At 58.8% G+C, this 25,163-nt stretch carries 24 protein-coding genes; 16 read left to right on the top strand and 8 right to left on the bottom strand.

Translation table 11 applies throughout. The features are described from left to right. The first annotated feature begins 14 nt into the window (after window positions 1-14). Complete coding sequence (locus HKK55_RS18270) at window positions 15-1,364, top strand: carbohydrate porin (RefSeq protein ID WP_169355959.1); 1,350 nt, start codon at window positions 15-17, stop codon at window positions 1,362-1,364. A gap of 192 nt (window positions 1,365-1,556) precedes the next feature. Next, window positions 1,557-2,402, top strand: a complete 846-nt coding sequence (locus tag HKK55_RS18265; protein ID WP_169355958.1) for a D-hexose-6-phosphate mutarotase — start codon at window positions 1,557-1,559, stop codon at window positions 2,400-2,402. Between the two features lie 170 nt (window positions 2,403-2,572). On the opposite strand, the gene HKK55_RS18260 is transcribed toward HKK55_RS18265, so the two are convergent. Next, a complete protein-coding gene (locus tag HKK55_RS18260) occupies window positions 2,573-3,433 on the bottom strand; it encodes a MurR/RpiR family transcriptional regulator (protein WP_178123141.1) in 861 nt (286 codons plus the stop codon). Between the two features lie 218 nt (window positions 3,434-3,651). Between HKK55_RS18260 and zwf the strand changes: the two genes are divergently transcribed. Genes zwf through HKK55_RS18245 form a run of 3 tightly spaced genes read left to right on the top strand, consistent with a single transcriptional unit; the run spans window position 3,652 to window position 6,501 of the window. After that, entirely contained in the window at window positions 3,652-5,118 is a 1,467-nt protein-coding gene (gene zwf, locus HKK55_RS18255) for a glucose-6-phosphate dehydrogenase (protein WP_169355957.1), read from the top strand. Continuing rightward, complete coding sequence (gene pgl, locus HKK55_RS18250) at window positions 5,105-5,818, top strand: 6-phosphogluconolactonase (RefSeq protein WP_169355956.1); 714 nt, start codon at window positions 5,105-5,107, stop codon at window positions 5,816-5,818. The genes zwf and pgl overlap by 14 nt, the downstream gene beginning before the upstream one ends. Before the next feature lie 17 nt (window positions 5,819-5,835). After that, window positions 5,836-6,501 (top strand): bifunctional 4-hydroxy-2-oxoglutarate aldolase/2-dehydro-3-deoxy-phosphogluconate aldolase, encoded by a 666-nt coding sequence (locus HKK55_RS18245; protein ID WP_169355955.1) that lies wholly within the window; start codon window positions 5,836-5,838, stop codon window positions 6,499-6,501. Window positions 6,502-6,625: 124 nt separating this feature from the next. Here the strand turns inward: HKK55_RS18245 and HKK55_RS18240 are convergent, their stop codons facing one another. Together HKK55_RS18240 and HKK55_RS18235 are read right to left on the bottom strand one after the other, a co-directional pair. After that, window positions 6,626-7,804: an aminotransferase class V-fold PLP-dependent enzyme gene (locus HKK55_RS18240; protein WP_169355954.1), complete on the bottom strand. Its 1,179-nt coding sequence runs from the start codon at window positions 7,802-7,804 to the stop codon at window positions 6,626-6,628. 13 nt (window positions 7,805-7,817) lie between these two features. Next, a complete protein-coding gene (locus HKK55_RS18235) occupies window positions 7,818-8,054 on the bottom strand; it encodes a DUF3820 family protein (protein WP_003213031.1) in 237 nt (78 codons plus the stop codon). A gap of 205 nt (window positions 8,055-8,259) precedes the next feature. Between HKK55_RS18235 and HKK55_RS18230 the strand changes: the two genes are divergently transcribed. Beyond that, entirely contained in the window at window positions 8,260-8,727 is a 468-nt protein-coding gene (locus HKK55_RS18230; protein WP_169355953.1) for a PA2169 family four-helix-bundle protein, read from the top strand. A 56-nt stretch (window positions 8,728-8,783) separates the two neighbouring features. Here HKK55_RS18230 and HKK55_RS18225 read toward each other — a convergent pair whose 3' ends face one another. Then, complete coding sequence (locus tag HKK55_RS18225; RefSeq protein WP_154745702.1) at window positions 8,784-9,254, bottom strand: MaoC family dehydratase; 471 nt, start codon at window positions 9,252-9,254, stop codon at window positions 8,784-8,786. A gap of 68 nt (window positions 9,255-9,322) precedes the next feature. Beyond that, window positions 9,323-10,267: an alpha/beta hydrolase gene (locus HKK55_RS18220; protein WP_169355952.1), complete on the bottom strand. Its 945-nt coding sequence runs from the start codon at window positions 10,265-10,267 to the stop codon at window positions 9,323-9,325. A gap of 209 nt (window positions 10,268-10,476) precedes the next feature. Between HKK55_RS18220 and fadD2 the strand changes: the two genes are divergently transcribed. After that, window positions 10,477-12,165 (top strand): long-chain-fatty-acid--CoA ligase FadD2, encoded by a 1,689-nt coding sequence (gene fadD2 / locus HKK55_RS18215; RefSeq protein WP_169355951.1) that lies wholly within the window; start codon window positions 10,477-10,479, stop codon window positions 12,163-12,165. 374 nt (window positions 12,166-12,539) lie between these two features. Next, entirely contained in the window at window positions 12,540-14,231 is a 1,692-nt protein-coding gene (gene fadD1 / locus HKK55_RS18210) for a long-chain-fatty-acid--CoA ligase FadD1 (RefSeq protein ID WP_169355950.1), read from the top strand. Between the two features lie 255 nt (window positions 14,232-14,486). Here fadD1 and HKK55_RS18205 read toward each other — a convergent pair whose 3' ends face one another. After that, window positions 14,487-14,864, bottom strand: coding sequence for a hypothetical protein (locus HKK55_RS18205; protein ID WP_169355949.1), 378 nt, complete (start codon window positions 14,862-14,864; stop codon window positions 14,487-14,489). 199 nt (window positions 14,865-15,063) lie between these two features. Between HKK55_RS18205 and HKK55_RS18200 the strand changes: the two genes are divergently transcribed. The 3 genes from HKK55_RS18200 to def all read left to right on the top strand — a co-directional run bounded on the left by HKK55_RS18200 (window position 15,064) and on the right by def (window position 16,918). Beyond that, complete coding sequence (locus HKK55_RS18200; protein ID WP_169355948.1) at window positions 15,064-15,249, top strand: CsbD family protein; 186 nt, start codon at window positions 15,064-15,066, stop codon at window positions 15,247-15,249. Between the two features lie 181 nt (window positions 15,250-15,430). Continuing rightward, window positions 15,431-16,375 carry a YihY/virulence factor BrkB family protein gene (locus HKK55_RS18195; protein WP_169355947.1) on the top strand — a complete coding sequence of 315 codons (945 nt, stop codon included), beginning with the start codon at window positions 15,431-15,433 and terminating at the stop codon, window positions 16,373-16,375. Window positions 16,376-16,378: 3 nt separating this feature from the next. Next, window positions 16,379-16,918: a peptide deformylase gene (gene def / locus HKK55_RS18190; protein ID WP_169355946.1), complete on the top strand. Its 540-nt coding sequence runs from the start codon at window positions 16,379-16,381 to the stop codon at window positions 16,916-16,918. A 135-nt stretch (window positions 16,919-17,053) separates the two neighbouring features. Here def and HKK55_RS18185 read toward each other — a convergent pair whose 3' ends face one another. Both HKK55_RS18185 and HKK55_RS18180 read right to left on the bottom strand, forming a co-directional pair. Beyond that, window positions 17,054-17,872: a class I SAM-dependent methyltransferase gene (locus HKK55_RS18185; RefSeq protein WP_169355945.1), complete on the bottom strand. Its 819-nt coding sequence runs from the start codon at window positions 17,870-17,872 to the stop codon at window positions 17,054-17,056. Window positions 17,873-17,930: 58 nt separating this feature from the next. Continuing rightward, window positions 17,931-18,368: a GNAT family N-acetyltransferase gene (locus tag HKK55_RS18180; RefSeq protein ID WP_169355944.1), complete on the bottom strand. Its 438-nt coding sequence runs from the start codon at window positions 18,366-18,368 to the stop codon at window positions 17,931-17,933. 382 nt (window positions 18,369-18,750) lie between these two features. Between HKK55_RS18180 and HKK55_RS18175 the strand changes: the two genes are divergently transcribed. The 5 genes from HKK55_RS18175 (at window position 18,751) to HKK55_RS18155 (ending at window position 25,071) form a co-directional block, all read left to right on the top strand. Then, complete coding sequence (locus HKK55_RS18175) at window positions 18,751-19,692, top strand: fatty acid desaturase (protein ID WP_169355943.1); 942 nt, start codon at window positions 18,751-18,753, stop codon at window positions 19,690-19,692. Between the two features lie 10 nt (window positions 19,693-19,702). After that, window positions 19,703-20,494 carry a phosphate/phosphite/phosphonate ABC transporter substrate-binding protein gene (locus tag HKK55_RS18170; RefSeq protein WP_169355942.1) on the top strand — a complete coding sequence of 264 codons (792 nt, stop codon included), beginning with the start codon at window positions 19,703-19,705 and terminating at the stop codon, window positions 20,492-20,494. Between the two features lie 218 nt (window positions 20,495-20,712). Further along, complete coding sequence (locus tag HKK55_RS18165) at window positions 20,713-21,222, top strand: sigma-70 family RNA polymerase sigma factor (protein WP_169355941.1); 510 nt, start codon at window positions 20,713-20,715, stop codon at window positions 21,220-21,222. Continuing rightward, the gene (locus tag HKK55_RS18160; RefSeq protein ID WP_169355940.1) at window positions 21,219-22,163 is read left to right on the top strand and encodes a FecR domain-containing protein; all 945 of its coding nucleotides are present in this window, start codon (window positions 21,219-21,221) and stop codon (window positions 22,161-22,163) included. The genes HKK55_RS18165 and HKK55_RS18160 overlap by 4 nt, the downstream gene beginning before the upstream one ends. 277 nt (window positions 22,164-22,440) lie before the next feature. After that, entirely contained in the window at window positions 22,441-25,071 is a 2,631-nt protein-coding gene (locus HKK55_RS18155) for a TonB-dependent receptor (protein ID WP_169355939.1), read from the top strand. Window positions 25,072-25,163: the final 92 nt, after the last annotated feature.

The raw sequence follows: 25,163 nt of genomic DNA, 5'->3' as shown, positions 1-25,163 counted from the left end.
ACGAGGATGTACGGATGAAAAAGCAACACAACAACACCCGGCTGCTCTGCCAACTGTCAGCAGCAGCAGCCTTTGTATTGTCCGCCAATGCGATGGCGGCCGATGCGTTCAGCGCCGATTCCAAGTGGATGACCGGCGATTGGGGCGGCGAGCGTACCAAGCTGATCGAGCAAGGTATCGATATCAAGGCTGACTACGTAGGGGAAATGGGCTACAACGCCCACGGCGGTTACAACGATGACAAGACCGGTCGTTACTCTGACCAGTTCGGTCTCGGTGTGGCGCTGGACCTGCAAAAACTGTGGGGCTGGGATAACACCCAGGCCAAGATCCAGTTGACCAATCGTAATGGCCAAAACATCTCCAATGACCGTGTGGGTGATCCGCGTGCCGGCACCTTGAGTTCCTCGCAGGAAGTCTATGGTCGTGGCCACATGGTGCGTCTGACCCAGTTGTGGGTTCAGCATCAGTTCCTCGACGGCAAACTGGACGTGAAGGCCGGTTACTTCGGTGAAGGTGAAGACTTCAACACCTTCCCATGTGAGTTCCAGAACCTGGCGTTCTGTGGTTCCCAAGTGGGTAACTGGGCGACCAACATCTGGTACAACTGGCCTGTCATGCAGGCGGCGTTGCGCGTGAAGTACAACATCACGCCTGAGTTGTATGCCCAGATCGGTGCGTACAACCAGAACCCATCGCAGACTGAACACGGTAATGGTTTCAAACTCAGCGGCAGCGGCACCAAAGGCACCGTCTTGCCAGTCGAACTGGTCTGGTCGCCGAAGGTCAACGGCCTGCCGGGCGAATACCGTGTGGGTTACTACAAGAGCACGGCCGACGCCAATGACGTCCGTGAGGACGTGAACGGCCAGGATGCGGGTGCCACCGGTAATCCTTACCGCGTACGCAACAGCAAGAGTGGCTACTGGGGTGTGGTGCAGCAGCAACTCACTACCCACAACGGCGACGCTTCCCGCGGTCTGAACGTTGCGGCCAACGCTACCTTCCACGACAAGGACACCAACTTCATCGACAACTACCAGTCGCTGATGTTTGTGTACAAAGGTCCATTCGACGCACGTCCAAAAGATGACATCGGTATCGGCTTTGCCCGTATTCATGTCAACGATGACGTGAAGAAAAATGCTGAGTTGATCAACGCGTCTGGCGGCTTCACCGATTACGATCAGGCCGGTTACATGCCGCTGCAAAGCACTGAGTACAACTACGAACTCAACTACGGCTTCCACGTCACCAACTGGCTGACTGTGCGTCCTAACCTGCAATACATCACCCACCCAGGTGGCGTGGATAAAGTCGACAACGCCTTGGTTGCCGGTCTGAAAATTCAGTCGGTGTTCTAACGCTGTTGCGATAAGCTCCTCTCTCTGTGCGCATTTTGCGGATGGCCTTGGCTATCCGCTTTTTTTTGTGTGGGAGCTGGCTCGACGGGTCGCCGCACCGCTGCGATAGCATCTACTCGGACTGCAGATAAACCGAGTTGTTTGCATCGCGGGCAAGCCCGACTCCCACATTGAACTTCAGGACCGTGGCACATGCATGAGCATCCGCTGCAACGCTTTTTCAAATCCCTGCGCCCGCGTCCCGTGTTTGCCTGGGAGCGCTTCCAGATGCGTGAGGTGCTGGTGATTGATCACCCGCTATGCCAAGCAGTGTTCAGTCGTCAGGGCGCGCAATTGCTGCACTTTCAACCCGTGGGCCAGAAACCCTGGCTGTGGTGTGCTGCCAAATGGCCACAGGTCGGTGCGATCCGTGGCGGTGTGCCGGTGTGTTGGCCATGGTATGGCCGTCATCCCAGCGAAAACGCTTGGCCATCCCACGGTTGGGCGCGGCTGATCGACTGGAAGCTACTGGACAGTAGTAGCGACGACGACGGCGTGCGCTTGCATTGGCAGTTACAGCTGTGCGACTGGCAAGTGGATCTGCATGCGCATCTGGGCGAGAGCTTGGAGCTGCGCTTGAGTACTGAGCATCAGGACGAGTTGCCCTGCCAACTGAGCCACGCTTTGCACGCCTATTGGCGGATTGGCAATGTTGGCGAGGTAGCGCTGTCTGGGCTCGATGGGGCGCAAGGTTATGACCAACTGAGCCGTCAGGCTTGCCAGCAGGAAGGTGAGTTACGGGTCGATGGAGGTTGCCAGCGGGTGTTCCAGCATGAGGGTGAGTTGCACCTCAAGGATCACGCCTGGCAGCGTGAGCTGTGCATCGATACCGGTGACAGTGCCGATACGGTGGTGTGGCATCCAGGCAGCCGTCCGTTGCTGGGGGTGAGCTTCAATGAGGCGTCGGGGTTTGTCTGTGTTGAATCGGCGATGGCGGGTGCCAGCCTGGCGCCGGGGGAGAGGGCGCATTTGAGTCTGCAGGCCAGGGCTGGGATTTGATCCAAACCAAGGTGGCTTTTTGTGGCGAGCGGGCTTGCCCGCGTTGGGCTGCGAAGCGGCCCCAATAAGGCAGCAGTGATCTTTCAGATAGATCTCGGTTGCTGTCTATGGGGCTGCTTCGCAGCCCAACGGGGGACAAGCCCCCTCGCCACAGAGGCCAGGTTTTGGCCTTAGTTAAACTCATCCCCCACTGGATACCGGCTGTCATTCAAGCTCTCTTTGATCTTGCGCAAATGCGGCTGGAAATCCACCCCGCGGCGCAAGGTCATGCCGGTCGCGAGCACATCCAGCACTGTCAGCTGAATGATCCGCGAAGTCATCGGCATGTAGATGTCGGTGTCTTCCGGCAATGGAATGTTCAGGCTCACCGTACTGGCCTTGGCCAGTGGCGAGTTCTCGGCGGTCACACCCAGCACCGAAGCCCCATTTTCCCGGGCGATACGTGCCACTTCCACCAGCTCGCGGGTACGCCCGGTGTAGGAAATAATCACAAACAACTCACCCGTATGGGCCACCGACGCGATCATCCGCTGCATCAGCACATCGGCATGGGCCGTCACCGCCAGGTTGAAGCGGAAAAACTTGTGCAGGGCATCCATGGCCACCGGGGCTGAAGCTCCGAGGCCGAAAAAGTGAATCTGCCGGGCCTGGATCAGCAAATCCACGGCTTTGCTGATCAGGTTCGGGTCCAGGGCCTGGCAGGCGGCGTCCAGTGACGCGATGGCACTGCCAAAGATCTTCTGGGTGTAGGCCTCAGGGTTATCATCGGCTTCCACGGCGCGGCTGACGTACGCCGCGCCGCTGGCCAGGCTTTGCGCCAACTGCAATTTGAGTTCAGGGTAACCACTGACGCCGAACGAGCGGCAGAAACGGTTGACCGTCGGTTCGCTCACCGAAGCGGCTTGGGCGAGGGCGGCAATAGAGAAGCGGGTCGCCTGCTGCGGGTTGAGCAGGATGACCTCGGCGACTTTTCGCTCAGCCTTGTTCAGTTCTTCGAGGCGTTTCTGGATCTGTTCCAGAAGATTTCGCACGCGGTCCATTCATGTTTCCTTAGGGCGACGATGCAAATAAGGGTCGTCAACCAATCGACGAGTGGCCCTTTGCGGTGGCCTATCCTACTGAGGGTAGTTCAACACCACCACTCGCAATGCGTATTTCGGGAAAATGTTGTGGTTATTACTACATTTTTCCTTGAGTGATGCCTTGAAAAAAGGTATTTGTAGCTTAACTTGATAAAAGAACAAACATCATGCCTTCGATAACCGTAGAACCCTGCACCTTTGCCCTGTTTGGCGCCTTGGGTGATCTGGCGCTGCGCAAGTTATTTCCTGCCCTCTATCAACTCGATGGCGCCGGGCTCCTGCACGACGACACCCGCATCCTGGCCCTGGCCCGGGAAGCCGGTTCCGAGCAACAGCACCTGGCCCACATTGATCAAGAATTACGCAAATATGTTGGCAAGGAGCTGGATGAAGCTGTTGCCCAACGCTTCCTGGCGCGCCTGAGCTACCTGCACGTCGACTTCATGAAGGCTGACGACTACGTCGCCCTGGCCGAGAAGGCCGGGACCGAGCAGCGTCTGATCGCCTACTTCGCCACTCCTGCGGCGGTGTACGGCGCGATCTGCGAGAACCTGTCCAAGGTCGGCCTGGCGGAAAATACCCGGGTCGTCCTGGAAAAACCCATCGGTTCGGACCTGGAGTCTTCGCGCAAGGTCAACGATGCCGTGGCGCAGTTTTTCCCGGAAAACCGCACCTACCGCATCGACCATTACCTGGGCAAAGAGACCGTCCAGAACCTGATCGCCCTGCGATTTGCCAACAGCCTGTTCGAAACCCAGTGGAACCAGAACTACATCTCCCACGTGGAAATCACCGTGGCCGAGAAGGTTGGTATCGAAGGCCGTTGGGGTTACTTCGACAAGGCTGGCCAGTTGCGGGACATGATCCAGAATCACCTGCTGCAACTGCTTTGCCTGATCGCCATGGACCCGCCGGCCGACCTGTCCGCCGACAGTATCCGCGACGAGAAGGTCAAGGTGCTCAAGGCCCTGGCGCCCATCAGCCCGGAAGGCCTGACCACCCAAGTGGTACGGGGCCAATACATCGCCGGCTACAGCGCTGGCAAACCGGTACCGGGTTATCTGGAAGAAGAGAATTCCAACACCCAGAGCGACACTGAAACCTTCGTCGCCCTGCGGGCCGATATCCGTAACTGGCGCTGGGCCGGCGTGCCGTTCTACCTGCGCACCGGCAAGCGCATGCCAGACAAGCTGTCGCAGATCGTCATTCACTTCAAGGAACCGTCCCACTACATCTTCGCCCCCGAGCAGCGCTTGCAGATCAGCAACAAACTGATCATCCGCCTGCAGCCGGATGAAGGTATTTCCTTGCGCGTGATGACCAAGGAGCAGGGCCTGGACAAGGGCATGCAACTGCGCAGCGGGCCACTGCAACTGAATTTTTCCGACACCTATCGCAGTGCACGGATTCCCGATGCCTACGAGCGGTTGTTGCTGGAAGTGATGCGCGGCAATCAGAACCTGTTTGTCCGTAAAGATGAAATCGAAGCCGCGTGGAAGTGGTGTGACCAGTTGATCGCCGGGTGGAAAAAATCCGGTGATGCGCCCAAGCCGTATGCGGCGGGTTCCTGGGGGCCGATGAGCTCCATTGCACTGATCACGCGGGATGGGAGGTCTTGGTATGGCGATATCTGAATTGAAACTGCCTCTGGGCGTCAGCGCTCATGAGTACCGTAACCCGGTGTTGCTGGCCGAAGGCTTGGCCAATGACGTGGCTGAACAACTGCGCGCGGCCATCAGTGCCCGTGGCGAAGCTGTGCTGGTGGTGTCCGGCGGTCGCAGCCCGGTGGCGTTTTTCCAGAACCTGGCCAAACAAGGCCTGGACTGGTCCAAGGTGACCATCACCCTGGCCGACGAGCGCTGGGTGCCGGTGGAGCACGCCGACAGCAACGCCGGCCTTCTGAAGAAATACCTGCTGCAAGGCCCGGCGGCCAAGGCGAAGTTTTTGAGCCTGTACCACGTTGCCGCCAATCTTGAAGACGCCGCCGAACTGGCCGACCGCCAGTTGGCAGAGTTGCCGGCAATTGATGTGCTGGTGCTGGGTATGGGGGATGACGGTCATACCGCATCGTTGTTCCCCAACAGCCCGAATCTGCTGGATGCGTTGAAGCCGGATGGCAGTCGCCGTTGCTGGCCGATGTTGGCACCGACCGTGCCCCATCAGCGTCTGACCATGAGCCGCGCATTACTGGCCACGGCCAACTACACCGTATTGTCGATCTCCGGCAGTTCGAAACTCACCACCCTGAGCGCAGCGCTGGCCAGTGACGATGTTGCTGCCATGCCGGTTCGGGCGTTTTTGCAACCTACTTTAGAGATTTACTGGTGCCCATGAGCCAAGGATCAGCCGCGATGAAAAGCCCTCAACCCACCGTTTCCATGGCGGACAAAGTTGCCTTGATCGACAGCCTCTGTGCCAAGGCGCGGATTCTGCCAGTGATCACCATTGCCCGCGAACAGGACATTCTGCCGTTGGCCGATGCCCTGGCGGCCGGTGGTTTGACCGCACTGGAAGTGACCCTACGTTCGCAGTTCGGCCTCAAGGCCATTCAGGTGTTGCGTGAGCAGCGTCCGGAGCTGTGCACCGGTGCTGGCACTGTGCTGGATCGCACCATGCTCGAAGCGGCGGAAGTCGCAGGCTCGCAATTTATCGTCACCCCGGGCATTACCCGTGACCTGCTGGAAGCCTCGGTGCACAGCCCGATCCCGTTGCTGCCAGGTATCAGCAATGCGTCAGGCATCATGGAAGGCTATGGTCTGGGCTATCGCCGCTTCAAGTTGTTCCCGGCGGAAGTCAGTGGTGGGGTCGCCGCGATCAAGGCTCTGGGCGGCCCGTTCGGCGAAGTGAAATTCTGCCCGACTGGCGGCGTTGGCCCGGCGAATATCAAGAGCTACATGGCGTTGAAGAATGTGATGTGCGTGGGCGGGAGCTGGATGCTTGATCCGGAGTGGATCAAGAACGGCGACTGGGCGCGTATTCAGGAAACCACCGCTGAGGCACTGGCGCTGCTGGACTGATTGGATTTACCGAATCGTTGTTGCTGTGTTCTACGGCATTTTTGCGGTGCACTTGGTCGGTGCGCCGCTTTTTTTTATGCGAAATTCGGTCAAAATGTGGGAGCAGGCAAGCCAGCTCCCACATTTAGTTTGTGGCCAGCTCGGTAATGGCTTTGATCAGAACATGGATATCCGCCGCTGAAGTCACAAACCCAGGCGTCACGCGAATACAGCTGCCAAACGAGGCACCGCTGCGGGTCGTGGTAAACAGGTCGTACTCCTTGAGCAAGCGATCCGCCATTACTTGCTGATCCATCTGATGGGTGAACTTGAACGACGTAATCGCGCAGTACAGCCGTGGATCATCCGGCGTCAGCACCTCAACCCCCGGTAACTGCCGCACCTCACGCACCCACAAATCCCGCAGGTAGTTGAGCCGGGCGCCTTTGGCCTGCGCGCCCCCCAACAACCGATGCTCCTCAAATACCAGCGGCAACGTCATCAGCGCTGGAAAATTCGGCGTGCTGTAGGGCGTACGAGCGCGTACATCGGTAGTCGGGTAGTGAAACTCACCCATATCCGGATCAATATCCGCCAGCCGCTGCGGGTCGATATAGATAAAGCCCAGGGTCAACGGCGCGCCAATCCACTTGTGCAGGTTGAACCCCGCAAAGGCGATGCCCAGCTGGGCCAGGTTGAATTCAATCTGGCCCAGGGCGTGGGCGCCGTCGAGGATCACATCAACCCCGTATTCCCGAGCGGCGCTCGCAATGGCCTCTACCGGCATCACCAGTCCGGTGCGGTGGGTGACGTAGGTCAGCGCCAGCAATTTGAGGCGAGGGTAACTCACGAAGGCATCGCGATAGGTCTGCACCAGGCTGTCGAAGCTGGCCGGGTGTTCGTGGGCAATTTCGATCACCTCCACCCCACGGTGGCGCGCCAGCCAGCGCACGGCGCCTTTGACGGTGTCGTATTCCAGGTCGCTGATCAGCACCTGATCGCCTGGCTGTAAGCGGTTGTAATTGCGGATCAGAGATTGCAGCGCGTCGGAGGCGCAGCGGGTGAGGGCGATAGCTTCGGGATCGGCGTCCAGCAACTGCGCCAGTTGGTTACGGACCTCGACGTTTTCGCCCTGCTCGTAACGCTGGCGCACATAGATCGAGTTGCTGCGATTGATGAAGGCAACATTGTCCTGGTACTGCTCAAGCACTGCGCGACTCATGCGTCCGAAGTACCCGTTTTCCAGGTTGATGGGGCCGGGCTCCAGGTCATAGCGCTGGGCGATGGCCTGCCAGTGAGTTTCGTCTTGTGCGTTCCGTTGCATGTTCGGGCTCTACTTAGTGGCGGGGGGCGGGCTTGCCGTGTTTGGCGCGCAGTGGTTCCAGCAGCTCGGAGAGGCCGTTGTGGTCGATCTCCTGCATCAACGCCAGAAGACCGCCCAGTTCACCGTGAGGAAAGCCTTCACGGGCAAACCAGTTCAGGTAGGGGCCGGGCAGGTCGGCGATGATCCGCCCCTTGTACTTGCCGAAGGGCATTTCACGGGTGATCAGCAGTTCAAGTTTTTCAGGATTCATTGGGCTTCAGGCGTTTGAGTCGATGGCTTGGAAAATACAGGCATTCTGCATGCAGGCCAAATGACAGATCATGCAAAAAAAACGGATACAGATTTTCGGTCAATAAATAACTTATTGAAAAATAACAAATAATTAATTTATCAAGAGCTGGCACGGGCGCTGCAATCAATAAGTTAAGTTTCATAACCCGCGAAGGAGTTGAAAAATGACTGATATCAACAAAGAATCGATCTCTGTGCTTAATGACCTGATCGAGACCAGTAAAGACGGCCAGCAAGGCTTCGAGACCTGCGCCGAAGATATCAAGCATCCAGAGCTCAAGGCGCTGTTCGTCAAGCGTTCCGCTGACTGCGCTACCGCTGCCGCAGAACTGCAAACCGCTGTGCGTGCCTTGGGTGGCGACCCGGAAAAGTCCGGTAGTGTCGCAGGTGCATTGCACCGCGGCTGGGTCGACGTTAAGTCGATGGTGACTGGCAAGGATGAAGAGGCTGTTCTGAACGAAGCCGAGCGCGGTGAAGACCATGCGTTGAAGGCTTATAAAGAAGCGATCGAGAAGATCAACAAGCACAACCTGGTGGCTATTCGTGATCTGGTTGAGCGCCAGTTCCACGGTGCGCAACGCAATCATGATCAGGTGAAAGCCCTGCGTAACCAGGCTCGCGCTCAATCTTGAGTCGTGGCTGAATAGAAAAAGCCCCGTCGATGGGGGGCTTTTTCATGAGCACAGGCTTAGCCGATGCTGATGGCCGGCAACTCGGTCAAGGTCACGACCTGTTGCTTGCGTGGCGCCAGGATTTCCGCCTCACCGTCCACCACCAACTCATCACGTTGGTTGAACACTCGAGTGGCGATCCGCACGCGGAACTTTGGCAGCTTCTCGAGAATTTCCAGACGCACGGTCAGGGTGTCGCCGATTTTTACCGGCTTCTGGAAGCTCATTTGCTGGCCGATATAGATAGTGCCTGGCCCAGGCAACTCACACGCCACTGCCGCACTGATCAGGGCGCCGCTGAACATGCCGTGGGCAATGCGCTCCTTGAACATGGTGGCTTTGGCGAATTCGGCATCCAGGTGTACCGGGTTGTGGTCGCCGGACATCGCTGCGAACAGCTGGATATCGCGCTCTTCGACGGTTTTGCTGTAGCTGGCGGTCTGGCCGACTTCGAGGGCTTCGTACGGAGTGTTGGTAACCTGGGTCATCTAATGGTGCATCCTGTGGCTAATCAATAATCTTAATTCGTTGATTTTAAACGAAAATATTTAGACGTTCATTCGCAGCGTGCAGGGCGGCGCAGGTTGACGGCCTGCGCCAGCCACGCCAGTACATCGGCTGTGACCGCGTCGCGGTTGGTTTCGTTGAACAATTCGTGGCGTGCCTGCGGGTAAATATTCAGTTGCAGGTTCTGGCAACCCCCATCACGCAGGGCATGGGCCAGGCTTTTGAGACGCTTGCCTTCACTGACCGGATCACATTCACCACCCATCACCAGGATCGGCAGGCCCGGATCGATCTGAGCGAGATTGGACGCTTTGCTGATTTGCTGCAAGCCACCCAACAGGTCGATCCATAGCTGGTTGGTGCAGCGGAAGCCACACAGTGGGTCGCTGACATACTTATCGACCTCGTCAGGGTCGCGGCTGAGCCAATCGAACGCAGTGCGATTGGGTTTGAACGCCTTGTTGAACGAGCCAAACGACAGGAAATCGATCAGCGCGCTGCGGCCCCTGAGGCCCTGACGCAAGCGTTCGACGTGGGCGATCACTTTGGCTGCGCGGTACAGCGCCACCGGTTGGAAATTCGAGCCGCTGAGAATGGCCCCATTGAGGCTGGCGCTGTGATGCAGCAGGTAGGCCTGGGCGATATAGCTACCCATGCTGTGGCCCAGCAGAATGATTGGCAGCCCAGGCTGCTGCTGGCCGATGTGTTGGTTGAGGCTGGCGAGGTCACCGACTACTTTATTCCAGCCATCACGCTCGGCGAACAGCCCTAGGGTGCCTTCATCGGCTGTCCGGCCGTGACCGCGCTGGTCGGGGGCATACAGGCCGTAGCCGGCGCCACACAACGCTTCGGCCAGGCGGGCGTAGCGACCACTGTGCTCGGCCATGCCGTGGGCGAGCATGATCAACGCCTTGGGCGGTTCGTCCGGCAGCCATTGGTTGACGTACAGGCGACTGCGGTCATTCGCGGTCAGCCAGAAAGTGGTGTGATTCATGGCGCTTCCTTTGCTCAGGGTCGTTGCTGTGTATAGCTCATCTGCCGAGGGTCGTCAGATCAGTCCAGGCCTCAGGGACAAGATTCATACAATCAATGACACGTTTTTGTGTGTTTGCCTGTTTGGCCATAGCTGCTAACGTCCCCAAAGCTCCGCTTGTCATAGCAGTAGAAAGCGGCCGGACACATTCAGGTAAGAGGACAAGAATAATGCAACCTGATTTCTGGAATGACAAACGCCAGGCGGGCGTTCCCACCGACATCGACCTGACCGTCTACAAGTCGGTGATCGAAGTCTTCGAGCGTTCCTGCAAGACCTTTGCCGATCGTCCTGCGTTCAGCAACATGGGGGTTACACTGACCTACGCCGAGCTTGAGCGCCAGAGCGCTGCGTTCGCCGGTTACCTGCAACAACACACCGACCTCAAGCCGGGCGACCGCATCGCCGTACAGATGCCTAATGTCCTGCAATACCCGGTTGCCGTGTTCGGTGCCCTGCGCGCCGGGCTGGTCGTGGTCAACACCAATCCTTTGTACACCCCGCGTGAGATGCGCCACCAATTCAAGGATGCGGGCGTTCGCGCGCTGGTCTACCTGAATCTGTTTGGTTCGCGGGTTCAGGAAGTCACCACTGATACCGAGATCGAGTACCTGATCGAAGCGAAGATGGGCGACATGATGCCCGCCGCCAAGGGTTGGCTGATCAACACCGTGGTCGACAAGGTGAAGAAAATGGTCCCGGCCTACAGCTTGCCCCGGGCTGTCTCCTTCAAGCGTGCCTTGCGGATGGGCGCGGGCCAGGGCATTACGCGCCACCCGGTCACCCTGGACGACATCGCCGTGCTGCAATACACCGGCGGCACCACTGGTCTCGCCAAGGGCGCGATGCTCACCCATGGCAACCTGGTCGCCAACATGCAGCAAGTGCGCGCCTGCATGTCGCAACTGGGCGACGACGGTCACCCGCTGATCAAGGAAGGGCAGGAGGTGATGATCGCGCCGCTGCCGCTTTACCACATCTATGCGTTCACCGCGAATTGCATGTGCATGATGGTGTCCGGCAATCACAACGTGCTGATCACTAACCCCAGGGACATTGGCGGGTTTATCAAGGAGCTGAAAAAGTGGCGCTTTACCGGGCTGCTGGGTCTCAACACGCTGTTTGTGGCGCTGATGGACCATCCGGACTTCAAGAGCCTCGACTTTTCCCACCTCAAGCTCACCAACTCTGGCGGTACCGCGCTGGTGAAGGCCACTGCCGAGCGTTGGCAGCAACTCACCGGCTGCGCAATCGGCGAGGGCTATGGCTTGACCGAAACTTCGCCGGTGGCCAGTACCAATCCCTATGGCAACAAATCGCGGTTGGGAACCGTGGGTATTCCGGTGCCGGGAACGGCGATGAAGGTCATCAATGATGAAGGCGCGGAATTGCCCTTGGGCGAACGAGGCGAGTTGTGTGTGAAAGGTCCGCAAGTGATGAAGGGCTATTGGCAGCAGCCAGCCGCCACTGCTGAGACCCTGGATGCTGAAGGCTGGCTCAAGACGGGCGACATTGCCGTGATCGACCCGGATGGCTTTGTGCGTATTGTGGATCGCAAGAAGGACCTGATCATCGTCTCGGGCTTTAACGTTTACCCCAACGAAATCGAAGATGTGGTCATGGCACATCCGAGTGTTGCCAGTTGCGCGGTGATCGGTGTGCCAGATGAGCGCACCGGAGAAGCTGTGAAGCTGTTTGTTGTGGCTCGTGCCCAAGGTGTCAGCCTTGAGGAGCTGAAGGCTTACTGCAAGGTCAACTTCACGGGTTACAAGGTGCCCAAGCACATTGTGCTGAGGGATTCGCTGCCGATGACGCCGGTAGGCAAGATCTTGCGGCGCGAGCTTCGCGACATCGCTTGATTTGAAATGCGGTCAAAATGTGGGAGCGGGCTTGCTCGCGAAGGCGGTGGGTCAGTTAATGCATAGTTGACTGACACCGCCTCTTCGCGAGCAAGTCCGCTCCCACATTTATTGCGTACACCCCTGATCTAGAGCCATTTCACAGCATATAGAATCTTTGCTCTAAATATGACTACTGGATATTCTTGAGTCATGTTTATGACTGTAGGGGCCGCTTTTGGCTCTAGGCGGCCTTTGGCAAAGCTGCTACTCTCGGCGCGCTTTGTGACATCTCGGCCTGCTTGAAACAGCCAGACTCACCCTAAAAAACACAAACAAATAATAATCGCATCAAATGCGATGAATGAATTCGCGTCGCTGAGGAGTGGGCTTCCATGATCGAAGACTTTTGGAAGGATAAGTACCCTGCCGGGATTGCTGCAGACATCAATCCAGACGAGTATCCGAATATTCAGGCGGTACTGAAACAGTCCTGCCAACGCTTCGCCGACAAACCGGCTTTCAGCAACCTGGGCAAGACCCTCACCTACGGTGAGTTGTACGAACTGTCTGGAGCGTTTGCCGCGTACCTGCAACAGCATACCGACTTACAGCCCGGTGATCGAATCGCCGTGCAACTGCCCAACGTCCTGCAGTACCCGGTCGCCGTGTTCGGTGCTATCCGCGCCGGTCTGATTGTGGTCAATACCAACCCGCTGTACACCGCGCGGGAAATGGAACACCAATTCAACGACTCCGGAGCCAAGGCTCTGGTGTGCCTGGCCAACATGGCCCACCTGGCCGAAAAAGTCGTCCCCAAGACTTCCGTCAAGCATGTGATCGTCACCGAAGTGGCCGACCTGTTGCCGCCGCTCAAGCGGCTGTTGATCAACAGCGTCATCAAATACGTGAAGAAAATGGTTCCGGCCTATCACTTGCCCACGGCGCTCAAGTTCAACGACGTCCTGGCCAAGGGCCATGGCCTGCCGATCAACGAAGTCAGCCCCAACAGTGATGACGTGGCCGTTCTGCAATACACCGGTGGCACCACCGGCGTGGCCAAGGGCGCAATGCTGACCCACCGCAACCTGGTGGCCAACATGCTGCAATGCAAGGCGCTGATGGGCTCCAACCTCAACGAAGGTTGCGAGATCCTGATCACCCCGTTGCCGCTGTACCACATCTACGCCTTCACCTTTCATTGCATGGCGATGATGCTGATAGGCAACCACAACATCCTGATCAGCAACCCGCGCGACCTGCCGGCAATGGTCAAGGAACTGTCGAAGTGGAAGTTCAGCGGCTTTGTCGGCCTCAATACCTTGTTTGTGGCCCTGTGCAACAACGAAGGCTTCCGCAAGCTGGATTTCTCGGCGTTGAAAGTCACCCTGTCCGGTGGCATGGCCCTGCAATTGGCAGCGGCTGAGCGCTGGAAGGCGGTCACTGGCTGTTCCATCTGTGAAGGTTACGGCATGACCGAAACCAGCCCGGTGGCCACCGTCAACCCGATCCAGAATATCCAGATCGGCACCATTGGTATCCCGGTGCCATCGACCCTGTGCAAAGTCATCTCCGACGATGGCGTCGAGCTGGCCCTGGGCGAAATCGGCGAGCTGTGCATCAAGGGGCCTCAAGTGATGAAAGGCTACTGGCAGCGTGAAGACGCTACCGCCGAGATCCTCGACAGCGAAGGCTGGTTGAAGACCGGTGATATTGCGCTCATCCAGCCGGACGGCTACATGCGTATCGTCGATCGCAAGAAGGACATGATTCTGGTCTCCGGTTTCAACGTTTACCCCAATGAGCTGGAAGATGTGCTGGCAACCCTGCCGGGCGTGCTGCAATGCGCGGCCATTGGTGTACCAGACGAAAAATCCGGGGAACACATCAAGATCTTCATCGTGGTCAAGCCGGGTGCCACCCTGACCAAGGACCAGGTGATGGAGCACATGCGCGCCAACGTCACCGGTTACAAGGTGCCGAAGGCCGTAGAATTCCGCGATGCACTGCCGACCACCAACGTTGGCAAGATCCTGCGCCGTGAGTTGCGGGATGAAGAACTGAAGAAGCTGGGTTTGAAGAAGTAACCTGGCGTTCAACAAAAAGCCCCGCAGATGCGGGGCTTTTTGTTGGGTGGTGTTTTTCCTGCCTGGAATGCAATCAAATGTGGGAGCTGGCTTGCCTGCGATTGCAGTTGTAGCCGCTGCCGAAGAATGAGGCTGCGATGGGCTTGGTGCGGCACTCCGACGAAGCAGACCCTGAGGGCGGTCCTGCGGCCCGCATCGCAGCCTCGTGCCTCGGCAGCGGCTACAGGCTTGGGGATTCAAATTTTTGCCGCATTCCTACAGGGCGAACTGCGCGAAGCTCACTCCCGCACCCGCCGGGCGAACATCTTTCAAGAACGAATCCTTGTCGGCACTCAGCTCCAGGGTGATCTCCGGCTTGCGCTTGCCGGCGTTGCGCACTACCAGGCCTTCAAGCTTCTCGCGCATGAATGCCGTTGGCACTTTCAAATGCAGCAACTGGTCGCTTTCAGCGTTGTGCATCAACAAGTGAATCCACTCGTACTGGCCCACGCCAATACGGGTCACCGGCAGGTCGAACCACCAGATGTTGCGCTTGTGGTCCAGGTCGGTGAAGTGGCAGTTGTTGACGCCGAGCACGGCACCGCCCAGTTCTTGGTTTCTGCGGGCGATGGCTTGGGTTTTATTGAGTTTCATAACGTTCCTACGGGATCAGGTATTCAGCGTTTTAGCCTGAATGTGCCGGGCATTCTCGTGGGTTGGCCGCAAAACATAAAGCCCAACCTGTCGAGGGCGATGAAATGCCTGGGCAAAAATAATTGAAACTCTGCCAAGCAGCCCAGGGTCAACCTGTACGTAATGACCATAACCCTTGATTGTTCCCAGGAGAAATACCATGAGTAGCACATCGGATAAGGCAAAAGGTTTAGCGAACGAGGCCATCGGCAACATCAAGCAAGGTGTTGGTAAAGTTACCGGCAACGATAAGCTGCGTGCTGAAGGTGTGGTTCAGGAAAAGAAAGGTGAAGTGCAAAAAGCCGTCGGTGACGCCAAAGATGCGGTAAAGAAAGCGGTCAAATAGTCCTGACCCGATTGCTCGCGAATGAGCAGTCCGACGGCCATCCACGGATGGCCGTTTTTGTGTGATTTGCAGTGATTAAAGTTTCGAAATTGTTTCAAGGTCGCCAAATAGGCTACCTTGATGTAGAAAACGGCCCCTGAGTCGCCCACCAACTCAACCTTTTGCGGCGAAAGGAGACGCTATGATTTTTCCGGTATTGAACGGCTTGCCCCTGCACAAAGTGCTGGTACGCACGGTCACCGAGTTCATCGATGACGAGATGCCCACTTACGCCTCGGCACTGGCCTACCAGATGCTGTTCTCGCTGTTTCCCTTCCTGTTGTTCCTGATTGCCCTGATTGGCTTCCTGCACCTGCCGGAGTTTTTCACCTTCCTGCGTGACCAGTCGGCGCTCGTGTTGCCACCCCAGGCGCTGGAGCAGGTCAACCCGGTGATCGACCAGTTGCAGCAATCCAAGGGCGGCTTGCTGTCTGTGGGTATCGTCGTTGCGCTGTGGACTGCCTCGGCGGGTGTACGCCTGATGATGAGCGCGATGAATGCCGCCTACGATGTGGTCGAAGGTCGGCCGATCTGGAAGCGTTTTCCGCTGTCGGTCTTCTACACCATCGGCGTCGCCGGCATGCTGCTGATGGCCGCCGCGCTGATGGTCCTCGGACCACAGGTGATGGAGTGGCTGGCGGGGCAGATTGGCATGGAGGAATATGTGGTCACCCTGTGGACCATCCTGCGCTGGCCGGTGATCGTCATCCTGCTGATGTTTGCCGTGGCCTTGATGTACTACGTGATGCCCGACGTGAAGCAGAAGTTTCGCTTTATCTCCCCGGGCTCGGTGCTGGCGGTGGTGGTCTGGATCCTCGCCTCCCTGGGTTTTGGCTACTACGTCAAAGCCTTTGGTAACTACAACGCCATGTATGGCAGTATCGGCGCGATCATCGTCCTGTTGTTGTACTTCTACATTTCCGCCGCAGTGTTGCTGCTGGGCGCGGAGATGAACGCGGTGATCGAACACATGTCGGCCGAAGGCAAGGATCCCGGTGAAAAGGACTTTGGCGAGCACGATGACAAACAACATGTCTCAGGCCTAGGCCGGGACCACTCGCTCAAGCCCACTACTGACGAAGCCTGATCCATGATCCGTGAAATCCTGAAAATGGGCGATGAGCGCCTGCTGCGTATCGCGCCCCCGGTTCCTGCGCAAATGTTCGACAGCCCCGAGTTGTGGCAGTTGATCGACGACATGTTCCAGACAATGGAACATGTGGGCGGTGTCGGCCTGGCCGCGCCGCAGGTTGGCGTTGATTTGCAGCTGGTGATTTTTGGTTTCGAGAGCAGCGAACGCTACCCGGATGCTCCGGCCGTGCCGCAGACCATCCTGATCAACCCGTTGATCACGCCGTTAAGTCCGTTGCTGGAAGAGGGCTACGAAGGCTGCCTGTCGGTGCCTGGCATGCGTGGGGCGGTGGACCGTTATCAGCGGATTCGCTATGAAGGTTTTGATCCCAAGGGTGAACCGATTGTGCGTATTGCCGAAGGTTTTCATGCGCGGGTGGTACAGCATGAATGCGATCATCTGATTGGCCGGTTGTACCCGTCGCGGATTACCGACTTCAGCAAGTTCGGGTTTATCGAAGTGATGTTCCCGGATATGGATCCTAACGCCGACGAATAACCCGAGATATAACACAGGTCAAAATGTGGGAGCGGGCTTGCTCGCGAATACGGAGTGTTAGTCGCCAAATGTATTGACTGATCCACCGCATTCGCGAGCAAGCCCGCTCCCACATTAGATTCGCGTTCTGCTTGGCTATTTGGCCGGCTTGACGAACCGCAACGTCATCCGATCCGACTCTCCAATCGCCAGATACTTCGCCTTATCTTTCTCCCCCAGTTTCAACGCCGGCGGCAGCGTCCAGACGCCATCCGGGTAATCCTTGGTGTCTTTCGGATTGGCGTTGATCTCGCTCTGCCCATCCAGCTTGAACCCTGCATCAGTCGCCAGTTTCACCACATACGCAGTGGTCAGGTAGCCGCTGTGCTTGATGTCGTCCAGCGAAGCACCGTCCTTGGCCCGATGATCCACTACGCCCAGTACGCCGCCCGGTTTCAACACCTTGAAGAAGGCTTCAAATGTCGCCGGGGCGGTGTCGGCCAACACCCAGTTATGGACGTTACGGAAAGTCAGCACCGTGTCCGCTGAACCCGGTTTGCCCAGTGTCGGTGTCTTGGGGTCGAACTCGACGAAGCCAGCCTTGGCGTAACGGGCCGGATCAGCGGCGAATTTTTGTTTCAGGCTTTCTTCGGAGGTGCGGGCATAGGCGCTGCTGGTCGGGGCCTGCACGGCGGCGATGTAATGGCCGTGGTCCTTGAGCAGCGGCGCCAACACTTCGCTGTACCAGCCGCCACCGGGGGTGATTTCGATCAGCGTCTGGTCGGGCCGCAGGCCGAAGAACGTCAGGGTCTGCTGCGGATGGCGATACACGTCGCGCGCGCTGTTGGCCGGTGCACGCCAACTGCCGGCCAGCACGGTTGCATATTGTTGGGTAGAAACCGGAGCCTCTGCTGCCTGGCTCAAGGCTGGGGCAAGGAGGGCGCTGAGGGATAAAGCCGCAAGGGTCGCTTTCATGATCATCCTGGTGTGGGCCACTGTGCGAGGAGGCTAGCACGCAGCCCACAGCCACCGATCATCCATTATTGAAGGTCGACCTAACCAACGGTTCTAAGCCCATGGCGATCATTGGCTTGTTACGTTTGTAGCGCACCAGCCGCTCGGCCAGGGACTGGGGCAGTGGTGTGTCCTGGGTAAAACCGAGGCGCTGATAAAACCCTTCCAGGTCCGGATGGCAAAGCAGCCACACAGTGCCTTCCACCGGTGCGACGGCCTCACGAATCAGTCGCACCGCCAAACCCTGGCCACGTAATGCCGGGTCGACAAACAACCCGGTCAACCATTGCCCGCCCACCACCGGGCTCAGGCAGAGGCCGGCGACAATCTCGCTGTGCTTGGCCACCCACAGTTGGCCACCCTTCAGGGCTTTCATCGGCGAGTTGTGGCGACGGTAAAACTTGTTCAGCAGCGGCCAAAGCGGCTCTGCCAGTAGATTGATATGCAACTCGGGCATGGTATTTCGACAGGCGTGATCAAGGGGCTGGGATTATAAGTCGGGCAAAGCGCCTTCTGTTGGGCAATAGGTGTTATACCCCTTGTTACATCCCCTGTAAGTGGAGCACGCATCATGGCCAAAGGCATGGATTCAAAGAAAGCCGCGAAGAAGAAACCGGCAAAGACCGCCGATGAAAAACGCGCCGACAAAAAAGCCAAGAAATCCGACACGGGTTTGTTTGCTCATTGATTACCTGTAGCCGCAGCCTCGTACCTCGGCAGCGGCTACACGTTTGCTTCTAAGCTAAGCACCAAACGATCTGCAAGATTTCCCCGCCTCATTGCACAGAGCAGGATGAAACCGACTTTCGTTGTCGGCCTAGACTGCCCTGAGCTCGCCGATGCCCAACTACCTCGATGACACCCATCGCCACGAAATCGAAGTCCTGAGTCAAAGCCTCACCGCCCGCACCGAATGGCCGACCTGGCTATTGCTGATCGGCGTCTACGCCAGCTGGTTCGCCGTGATCCTGGGCAGCGCCTGGCTGGGCCGGTGGCTGAGCACAGCGCTGTTGATCCCGATTGTGGTGCTGTGGTTGTCCCTGCAACACGAAATGCTGCATGGCCATCCCACCCGTTTCAAAACCCTGAACAAACTCCTGGGCTATGCGCCCTTGGCGGTCTGGTATCCCTACACTCTGTATCGCGACAGCCACCTGCTGCACCACAACGATGAACAGCTCACCGTTCCCGGCGTTGATCCGGAAAGCCGTTACCTGACTCAAGGACAATGGGCCGGCAGCTCGCTGTTCGAGCGCAGCCTGCACGGGCTGAACAAAACCATACTCGGGCGTTTCCTGCTGGGCGCGCCGTTGGCGCTGTGGACGCTGGCGTGCGAAGAGCTGCTGCGGCTGCGCAAAGGCCAGCGTCAGGCCTGGCTGATGTGGCTGACCCATGGCGCATTGACGGTGCTGATGTTGGCGTTTATTACCCGCTACAGCGTGCTGCCGGTGTGGCATTACCTGGCGCTGGTCAGCGTGCCCGCGCTGTCGGTGGCGATGATCCGTTCGTACTATGAACACCGCCCGCACCCGCAGCCTGAACAGCGCACCGTGCTCAACGAAGCCGGCTGGCCGTGGACCTGGCTGTTTCTCAACCTCAACCTGCATCTGGTGCATCACGACTTGCCGAAGCTGCCGTGGTATTTCCTGCCCCGGGTCTATCGCGCACGCCGTGCGCAGTGGCAGGCGCGCAGCGGTGGCTTTGTGGTGCAAGGCTATGGTCAATTGATCGGCCGCTACGGGCTCAAGACCATCGACAGTCCGCGCCATCCCTTTATCTGACGAGGCTTGCATGAGTGAACACTACGCCGAGCTGTTGATGTACGTGGCGCCCCAGCAGGTGCTTGAGGCCAACGAGCAATGGCTGGCGCGCATCCTTGAGCAGCTCGACGTTACCCGGCGTACCGCTGACGGCCTGGATCTTATGAGCCTGTGGCGCGCCCCCGAACTGCTGTTGACCCAAACCTGCGGCTACCCGCTGATGACCCAACTGCGTGGGCAAGTGCGGCTGATCGGCCGTCCTCGCTACGAACTGTCCAACAGCAGCGCCGGTAATCATTGCAGCCTGTTGCTGACCCGCGACGACAACCCGCGAACGACTCTGGCGGATTTCTACGGCAGCCGCGGCGTGATCAACAGTGAAGACTCCAACAGCGGCATGAACCTGCTGCGCGAGCGCCTGGCGCCGTTACATCGCCAGGGACGGTTCTTTGCCAGCGTGGCCATCAGCGGCGGTCATCGCGACAGCCTGCGCTGGCTGCGGGAAGGCCGTGCGGACCTCGCCGCCATCGACAGCGTGACCTTCGCCTACCTGGCGCGTTTTGCCCCCGAAGAAGTCGCGGGACTGCGTATCGTCACCCGCAGCGCGATCAGCCCGACGCTGCCTTACATCGGCGCGCAGGGCTTGAGTGATGAATACATCCTGCAGATCCGTCAGGCGATGAATCAGGCGTTGCAGGATCTGCCGCAGGTGGCGCAGATACTGGGCGTGCAGGAGGTGCTGCCCGCCAGTGAAGCGGATTACCAAGTGCTGTTGGATTACCGGCAGCAGGCTCAGGCACTGGGTTTCGAAAGGCTGCGTTGAACCTGTAGCCGCTGCCGAGGCACGAGGCTGCGATGGGTTGCGCAGCAGACCTTAAGGGCGGTTCTGCGGACACGCATCGCAGCCTCGTGCCTCGGCAGCGGCTACAGTAAGGTTATATAAAAATGCATTTTAAGTATTATTAAAGAATAAGCAGCCTTGCTAGGATCGCCCCACCGGAACACCGGACATAACGTGCAACCTACTCAGATGGAGCCACTATGTCCGGCGCCGACACTTCTCACAGCGACTACGTGGGCGGATTGTTCCGTAGTCATTACGACTGGCTGTGCAGCCGTTTGCATCGGCACCTGGATTCCCGCGCCCACGCCGAAGACATCGCCGCCGACACCTTTGTCCAGTTACTGAGCGCGCCGGGTGTAACACCGATCCGCCAGCCTCGCGCCTTGCTGACGACCATTGCCCAGCGCCTGATGTATCAACTGTGGCGTCGCCGTGACCTGGAGCGCGCTTACCTCGATGCCCTGGACCAGGACGAAACATCCTCTGCGCCATCCCCCGAAGACCTGGCGCAAATGCTCGAAGCGTTGCAGGCCATCGACCAGTTGCTTGATGGCTTGCCGTCCAAGGTCAAGGCGACCTTCCTGTTGTCGCAACTCAATGGCCTGACGTATCCCGAAATTGCCGCCGAACTCGGTATCTCCCAACGCTCCGTCAGCGACTATATGACCCGCGCCATCAACCGTTGCCTGCGGCTGTGCCTGGAATGAATGACGAACTGATCGACAGCGCCACTCGCTGGATCGTCTTGCTGCGCTCCGGTCAGGCGAGTGCGGCGGACTGGCAGCGTTATCACCAATGGCGTGCCGAAGATCCACGCCACGACGCCTTGTGCCAACAGCTGGAAACCCGCCTCGGTGTGTTCCAGATTGCCCAGGCCCAAGGCGTCAGCGGCAAGGTGTTGCAGCAGGCGCTGCAAGCGCCTTCCAGCCGCCGCACGCTGCTGCGTGGCGCCTTGATAGGTGCGGGCGTGGCATTGGGCGCGAGCTTGCTGGCAAGGCCTTTGGGCTTGCCACTGTCGGAGTTGACCGCTGACCTGCGTACGGGCACCGGCGAGCGCCGAACCGTCGAGTTGGCCGATGGTAGCGAGTTGCTGCTCAACGCGCGCAGCACGGCGGATATCCAATTCGATCCCCAGCGACGGCTGGTGCGCCTACGTGAGGGCGAACTGCTGGCGAAGATTGCCAATGATGCGAACCGACCTTTTCTGATCCAGACCGAGCAAACGCGATTGCGCGCCTACGGTAATCGGTTGCTGCTGCGTGAGCGGGAAGGGCAGGGCCACGTGGTGGCGCTCAACGGCACCCTGGAGATCGACGGCCAGAATGGCGACCGCCTGCAATTGGCGGCCGGGCACGAAGTCAGTTACGACCGAGCCGGTTTTGGCCCGGTGCAGGCCAGCTCCTCGGGGGCGACGGCGTGGATCGACGGTTTCCTGCAAGTGCGCGACCGTCCGTTGGTGGAAGTCATCGAGGCCTTGCGGCCTTACCACAATGGCGTGTTGCGCCTGGATCCCGCAGTAGCCGGCTTGGGCGTCAGTGGCCTGTACCGGCTGGACAATCCCCAGCAGATCCTCGACACCCTGGCGCGCACGTTACCGATCCATATCACCCGCCGGACCGGGTTGTGGGTGACCGTCAGTGCAGCCTGAAGAGTACCGAAAACTCAACGTGAAACTGCTCTTCTGTGGGAGCTGTCGAGCCCTGGCGAGGCTGCGATGGGATCGACTCGGTGTACCTGTCAGACCGCAGCGATCCCATCGCAGCCTCGCCAGGGCTCGACAACTCCCACATTTGACCGAGTCGTGCGTAAAGGACGGTTCTAACGACATAACCAAACGGTCTGCAAGTTTTCCCCGCGCCATCCCACATCACTCCCGTAAGCGCTGCGGGGAGCAGCGTTATGGAGTTTCCTTGGGGGGAGCCAATGTGAGCCAGTTCAACCGTGTGCCGCTTCGAACCTTTGCCCTGGTGCCGTTGGCCAGTCTGTTTTTGTCGTTTGCCGCCAGCGCTGAAGACGCGCGTCAGGTCTACCACATTGCGCCCGGCCCCTTGGATGAGGTGCTGCTGAATATCAGCCGCCAGAGCGGCCAGGTGATTTCCTTCACCCCGCAGTTGGGCAGCTATTCGTCGGCCAGCGTCGATGGCTCGTTGTCTGCGCAGCAAGCGGTGGACGCTGCACTCAAGGGCACCGGCCTACAAGTGCAGGTCAGCCCGGACGGCGCCTTCATCATCAAGGAAGGCCCTAAATCCAGCAGTAACATCAAGGCGCAAACGGCTGCCGCACAAGCGCCGACCCTGGACCGCGTGGTCGCCATCGGCACTCGCCGCAGCGATGCCACGGCCCTGTCCGGCAGCGCCCCGGTGGACGTGATCAACGCCGAAGAACTCAAGCAAACCGGCGCCACCAGCCTGAACCAGGCGCTGTTTCAACTGCTGCCTTCGTTCAACTTCCCGCAGAACAACAGCGCCACCCGTGGGCAAGACCCGAAGGGCGCGTCGCTGCGTGGCTTGTCGCCGGACCAGACCCTGGTGCTGATCAACGGCAAGCGCCGCCACACCTCGGCAGTGGTGAATATCTCCGGTGGCGTGCCGTTCATTGGCGCGCAGCCGGTGGACCTGGACATGATCCCCATCAGCGCTATCGACCATGTCGAAGTGCTGCGCGATGGCGCCTCGGCGCAGTACGGTTCTGATGCGGTGGCCGGGGTGGTCAACATCGTGCTCAAGGAGCGCGATAGCGGTGGTCAGCTCAATACGCAACTGGGCAAATATGCCCAGGGCGATGGCTTCAGCAAGACCACCGATGGTTGGTACGGCGTGGGTTTGCCGGGGGATGGTTTCCTGACCCTGAGCTTCAACACCTTGAACAACAAGCCCGACGATATTGGCGACAAATACGTCGCCGACGGCCAGGTGCAGAACCCACGTTGGGGCGGTGCCGGGCGCGACAAATACAACCTGGCGGCCAACGCCGAAATCGGCCTGAACGATCAGTGGCGACTCTACAGTTTCGCCACGTTCGGCCAGGACACCTCGGTGAACAACACGCCGCCGCTGTTGGCCAGCAGCCCGAACAACGTGGCGGGGATTTACCCAGGCGGCACGATCCCCAAATACCGCTATCGCTATGAAGACGGCGCCTTCACCCTCGGCAGCCGTTACGAAGACGACGTTTTGGGCCGCTTCGACCTGAGCGCCACCTATGGCCGCGACAAGCACGACGAACTGGCCTTCAACACCGTCAATCCGAGCTACGGCGTCAACAGCCCGACCAAGTTCGACGTCGCCACTCTGATCAACGAACAGACCAACGTTACCCTCGATTACGCCAAGGACCTGGACGTCAACTGGTCCAGCCATCCACTGACGATTTCAGGCGGCATCGCCTATCGCCATGAGCAATATCGCCTGGAGGCGGGTGACTATGATTCCTACTCCTACGGCGGTATCGACGGGGTGCAGGTCGGTGCTGTGCAGGCCTCGGGACTGACCCCGGACGATGCCGGCACCTTCAAACGTGACGTCAGCGGCGTGTATTTCGGCCTGGAGCATCAGGTCACCGACAAATTCCAGGTGGGTCTGGCCGGGCGTACCGAGCACTACTCGGACTTCGGTTCAGCCACCACCGGCAAGCTCTCGGCGCGTTACGACTTCACGCCGCAAGTGGGCTTGCGCGCCACGGTCAATAACGCGTATCACGCGCCCAGCCTGGGCCAGATCGGCACCTCATGGACCACCACCACTAACCTCGATGCCAACGGCAACCCGGTGCTGACCCGCATGCTGCCCGCAGACAACCCGGCCGCCCGTGCTCTCGGTGCCCAGCCGCTCAAACCTGAAAAGTCCACCAACTATTCGCTGGGCCTGGTGCTGCGGCCTACCGAGCAAGCCTCGCTGACCATTGACGCCTACCAGATTTCCATCCGTGATCGCCTGCTGTTCAGCGGTGGTATTTCCGGCCCGCGTGCCGAGCAGATCCTCAAGGATGCCGGCTTTGGCCAGTACTCCTGGGCGCAGTTCATGACCAACGCCGCCGACACCCGCACCCGGGGTGTCGATATCGTCGGCAAGTACAACCTGGACCTGGCGCAGTACGGCGGCTTGAGCCTGTCGGCGGGCTACACCAAGGCCCGCACCACCATCGAGAAAATCCACGAAAACCCCAATGGTTTCGAAGTGCTGACCCGCGAATCCCGAGGTTTCCTGGAGCACGGCTACCCAGAAGACAAGCTGGTATTCGGCGCGATCCACAAGCTCGGCCAATGGACCATCGCCCTCAGCGAAACCCGCTACGGCAAATACCGCAAATATGCAGCAAGTGAAGCCAACGCCCAGTACGACCAGACCTTCGGCGCGCAATGGAACACCGACCTGGACGTGAACTACGCCTTCACCAAGCAACTGCGCGTGTCGGTGGGCGCCAACAACCTGTTCGACAGCAAACCCGACGACTACAACACCCGCCTGCGCCAGACCCCAGGCCAGCAGTACAGCTACCTGTCGCCGACCGCGCCGGAAGGGGCGTTTTACTACACGCGGCTTAGTTATGACTTTTAACCAATGACACCGCTCCCACAAAAGCCCGCTCCCACCCTGACACTGCTCACTTTGAAATTTGTGCTTTGAAAACCGAATCACCCAGAGGCTAT

This window comes from Pseudomonas sp. ADAK18 (genome assembly GCF_012935695.1).
Lineage (GTDB): Bacteria > Pseudomonadota > Gammaproteobacteria > Pseudomonadales > Pseudomonadaceae > Aquipseudomonas.
The sequence above is the reverse complement of the archived record's forward strand: the minus strand, read 5'-3'. Positions and strand labels throughout refer to the sequence as shown.

Bases quoted from the DNA above. Each gene is read 5' to 3' on its own strand.
- HKK55_RS18270 (WP_169355959.1), top strand. From the start codon at position 15: ATGAAAAAGCAACACAACAACACCCGGCTGCTCTGCCAACTGTCAGCA.
- HKK55_RS18265 (WP_169355958.1), top strand. From the start codon at position 1,557: ATGCATGAGCATCCGCTGCAACGCTTTTTCAAATCCCTGCGCCCGCGT.
- zwf (WP_169355957.1), top strand. From the start codon at position 3,652: ATGCCTTCGATAACCGTAGAACCCTGCACCTTTGCCCTGTTTGGCGCC.
- pgl (WP_169355956.1), top strand. From the start codon at position 5,105: ATGGCGATATCTGAATTGAAACTGCCTCTGGGCGTCAGCGCTCATGAG.
- HKK55_RS18245 (WP_169355955.1), top strand. From the start codon at position 5,836: ATGAAAAGCCCTCAACCCACCGTTTCCATGGCGGACAAAGTTGCCTTG.
- HKK55_RS18240 (WP_169355954.1), bottom strand. From the start codon at position 7,804: ATGCAACGGAACGCACAAGACGAAACTCACTGGCAGGCCATCGCCCAG.
- HKK55_RS18235 (WP_003213031.1), bottom strand. From the start codon at position 8,054: ATGAATCCTGAAAAACTTGAACTGCTGATCACCCGTGAAATGCCCTTC.
- HKK55_RS18230 (WP_169355953.1), top strand. From the start codon at position 8,260: ATGACTGATATCAACAAAGAATCGATCTCTGTGCTTAATGACCTGATC.
- HKK55_RS18225 (WP_154745702.1), bottom strand. From the start codon at position 9,254: ATGACCCAGGTTACCAACACTCCGTACGAAGCCCTCGAAGTCGGCCAG.
- HKK55_RS18220 (WP_169355952.1), bottom strand. From the start codon at position 10,267: ATGAATCACACCACTTTCTGGCTGACCGCGAATGACCGCAGTCGCCTG.
- fadD2 (WP_169355951.1), top strand. From the start codon at position 10,477: ATGCAACCTGATTTCTGGAATGACAAACGCCAGGCGGGCGTTCCCACC.
- fadD1 (WP_169355950.1), top strand. From the start codon at position 12,540: ATGATCGAAGACTTTTGGAAGGATAAGTACCCTGCCGGGATTGCTGCA.
- HKK55_RS18205 (WP_169355949.1), bottom strand. From the start codon at position 14,864: ATGAAACTCAATAAAACCCAAGCCATCGCCCGCAGAAACCAAGAACTG.
- HKK55_RS18200 (WP_169355948.1), top strand. From the start codon at position 15,064: ATGAGTAGCACATCGGATAAGGCAAAAGGTTTAGCGAACGAGGCCATC.
- HKK55_RS18195 (WP_169355947.1), top strand. From the start codon at position 15,431: ATGATTTTTCCGGTATTGAACGGCTTGCCCCTGCACAAAGTGCTGGTA.
- def (WP_169355946.1), top strand. From the start codon at position 16,379: ATGATCCGTGAAATCCTGAAAATGGGCGATGAGCGCCTGCTGCGTATC.
- HKK55_RS18185 (WP_169355945.1), bottom strand. From the start codon at position 17,872: ATGAAAGCGACCCTTGCGGCTTTATCCCTCAGCGCCCTCCTTGCCCCA.
- HKK55_RS18180 (WP_169355944.1), bottom strand. From the start codon at position 18,368: ATGCCCGAGTTGCATATCAATCTACTGGCAGAGCCGCTTTGGCCGCTG.
- HKK55_RS18175 (WP_169355943.1), top strand. From the start codon at position 18,751: ATGCCCAACTACCTCGATGACACCCATCGCCACGAAATCGAAGTCCTG.
- HKK55_RS18170 (WP_169355942.1), top strand. From the start codon at position 19,703: ATGAGTGAACACTACGCCGAGCTGTTGATGTACGTGGCGCCCCAGCAG.
- HKK55_RS18165 (WP_169355941.1), top strand. From the start codon at position 20,713: ATGTCCGGCGCCGACACTTCTCACAGCGACTACGTGGGCGGATTGTTC.
- HKK55_RS18160 (WP_169355940.1), top strand. From the start codon at position 21,219: ATGAATGACGAACTGATCGACAGCGCCACTCGCTGGATCGTCTTGCTG.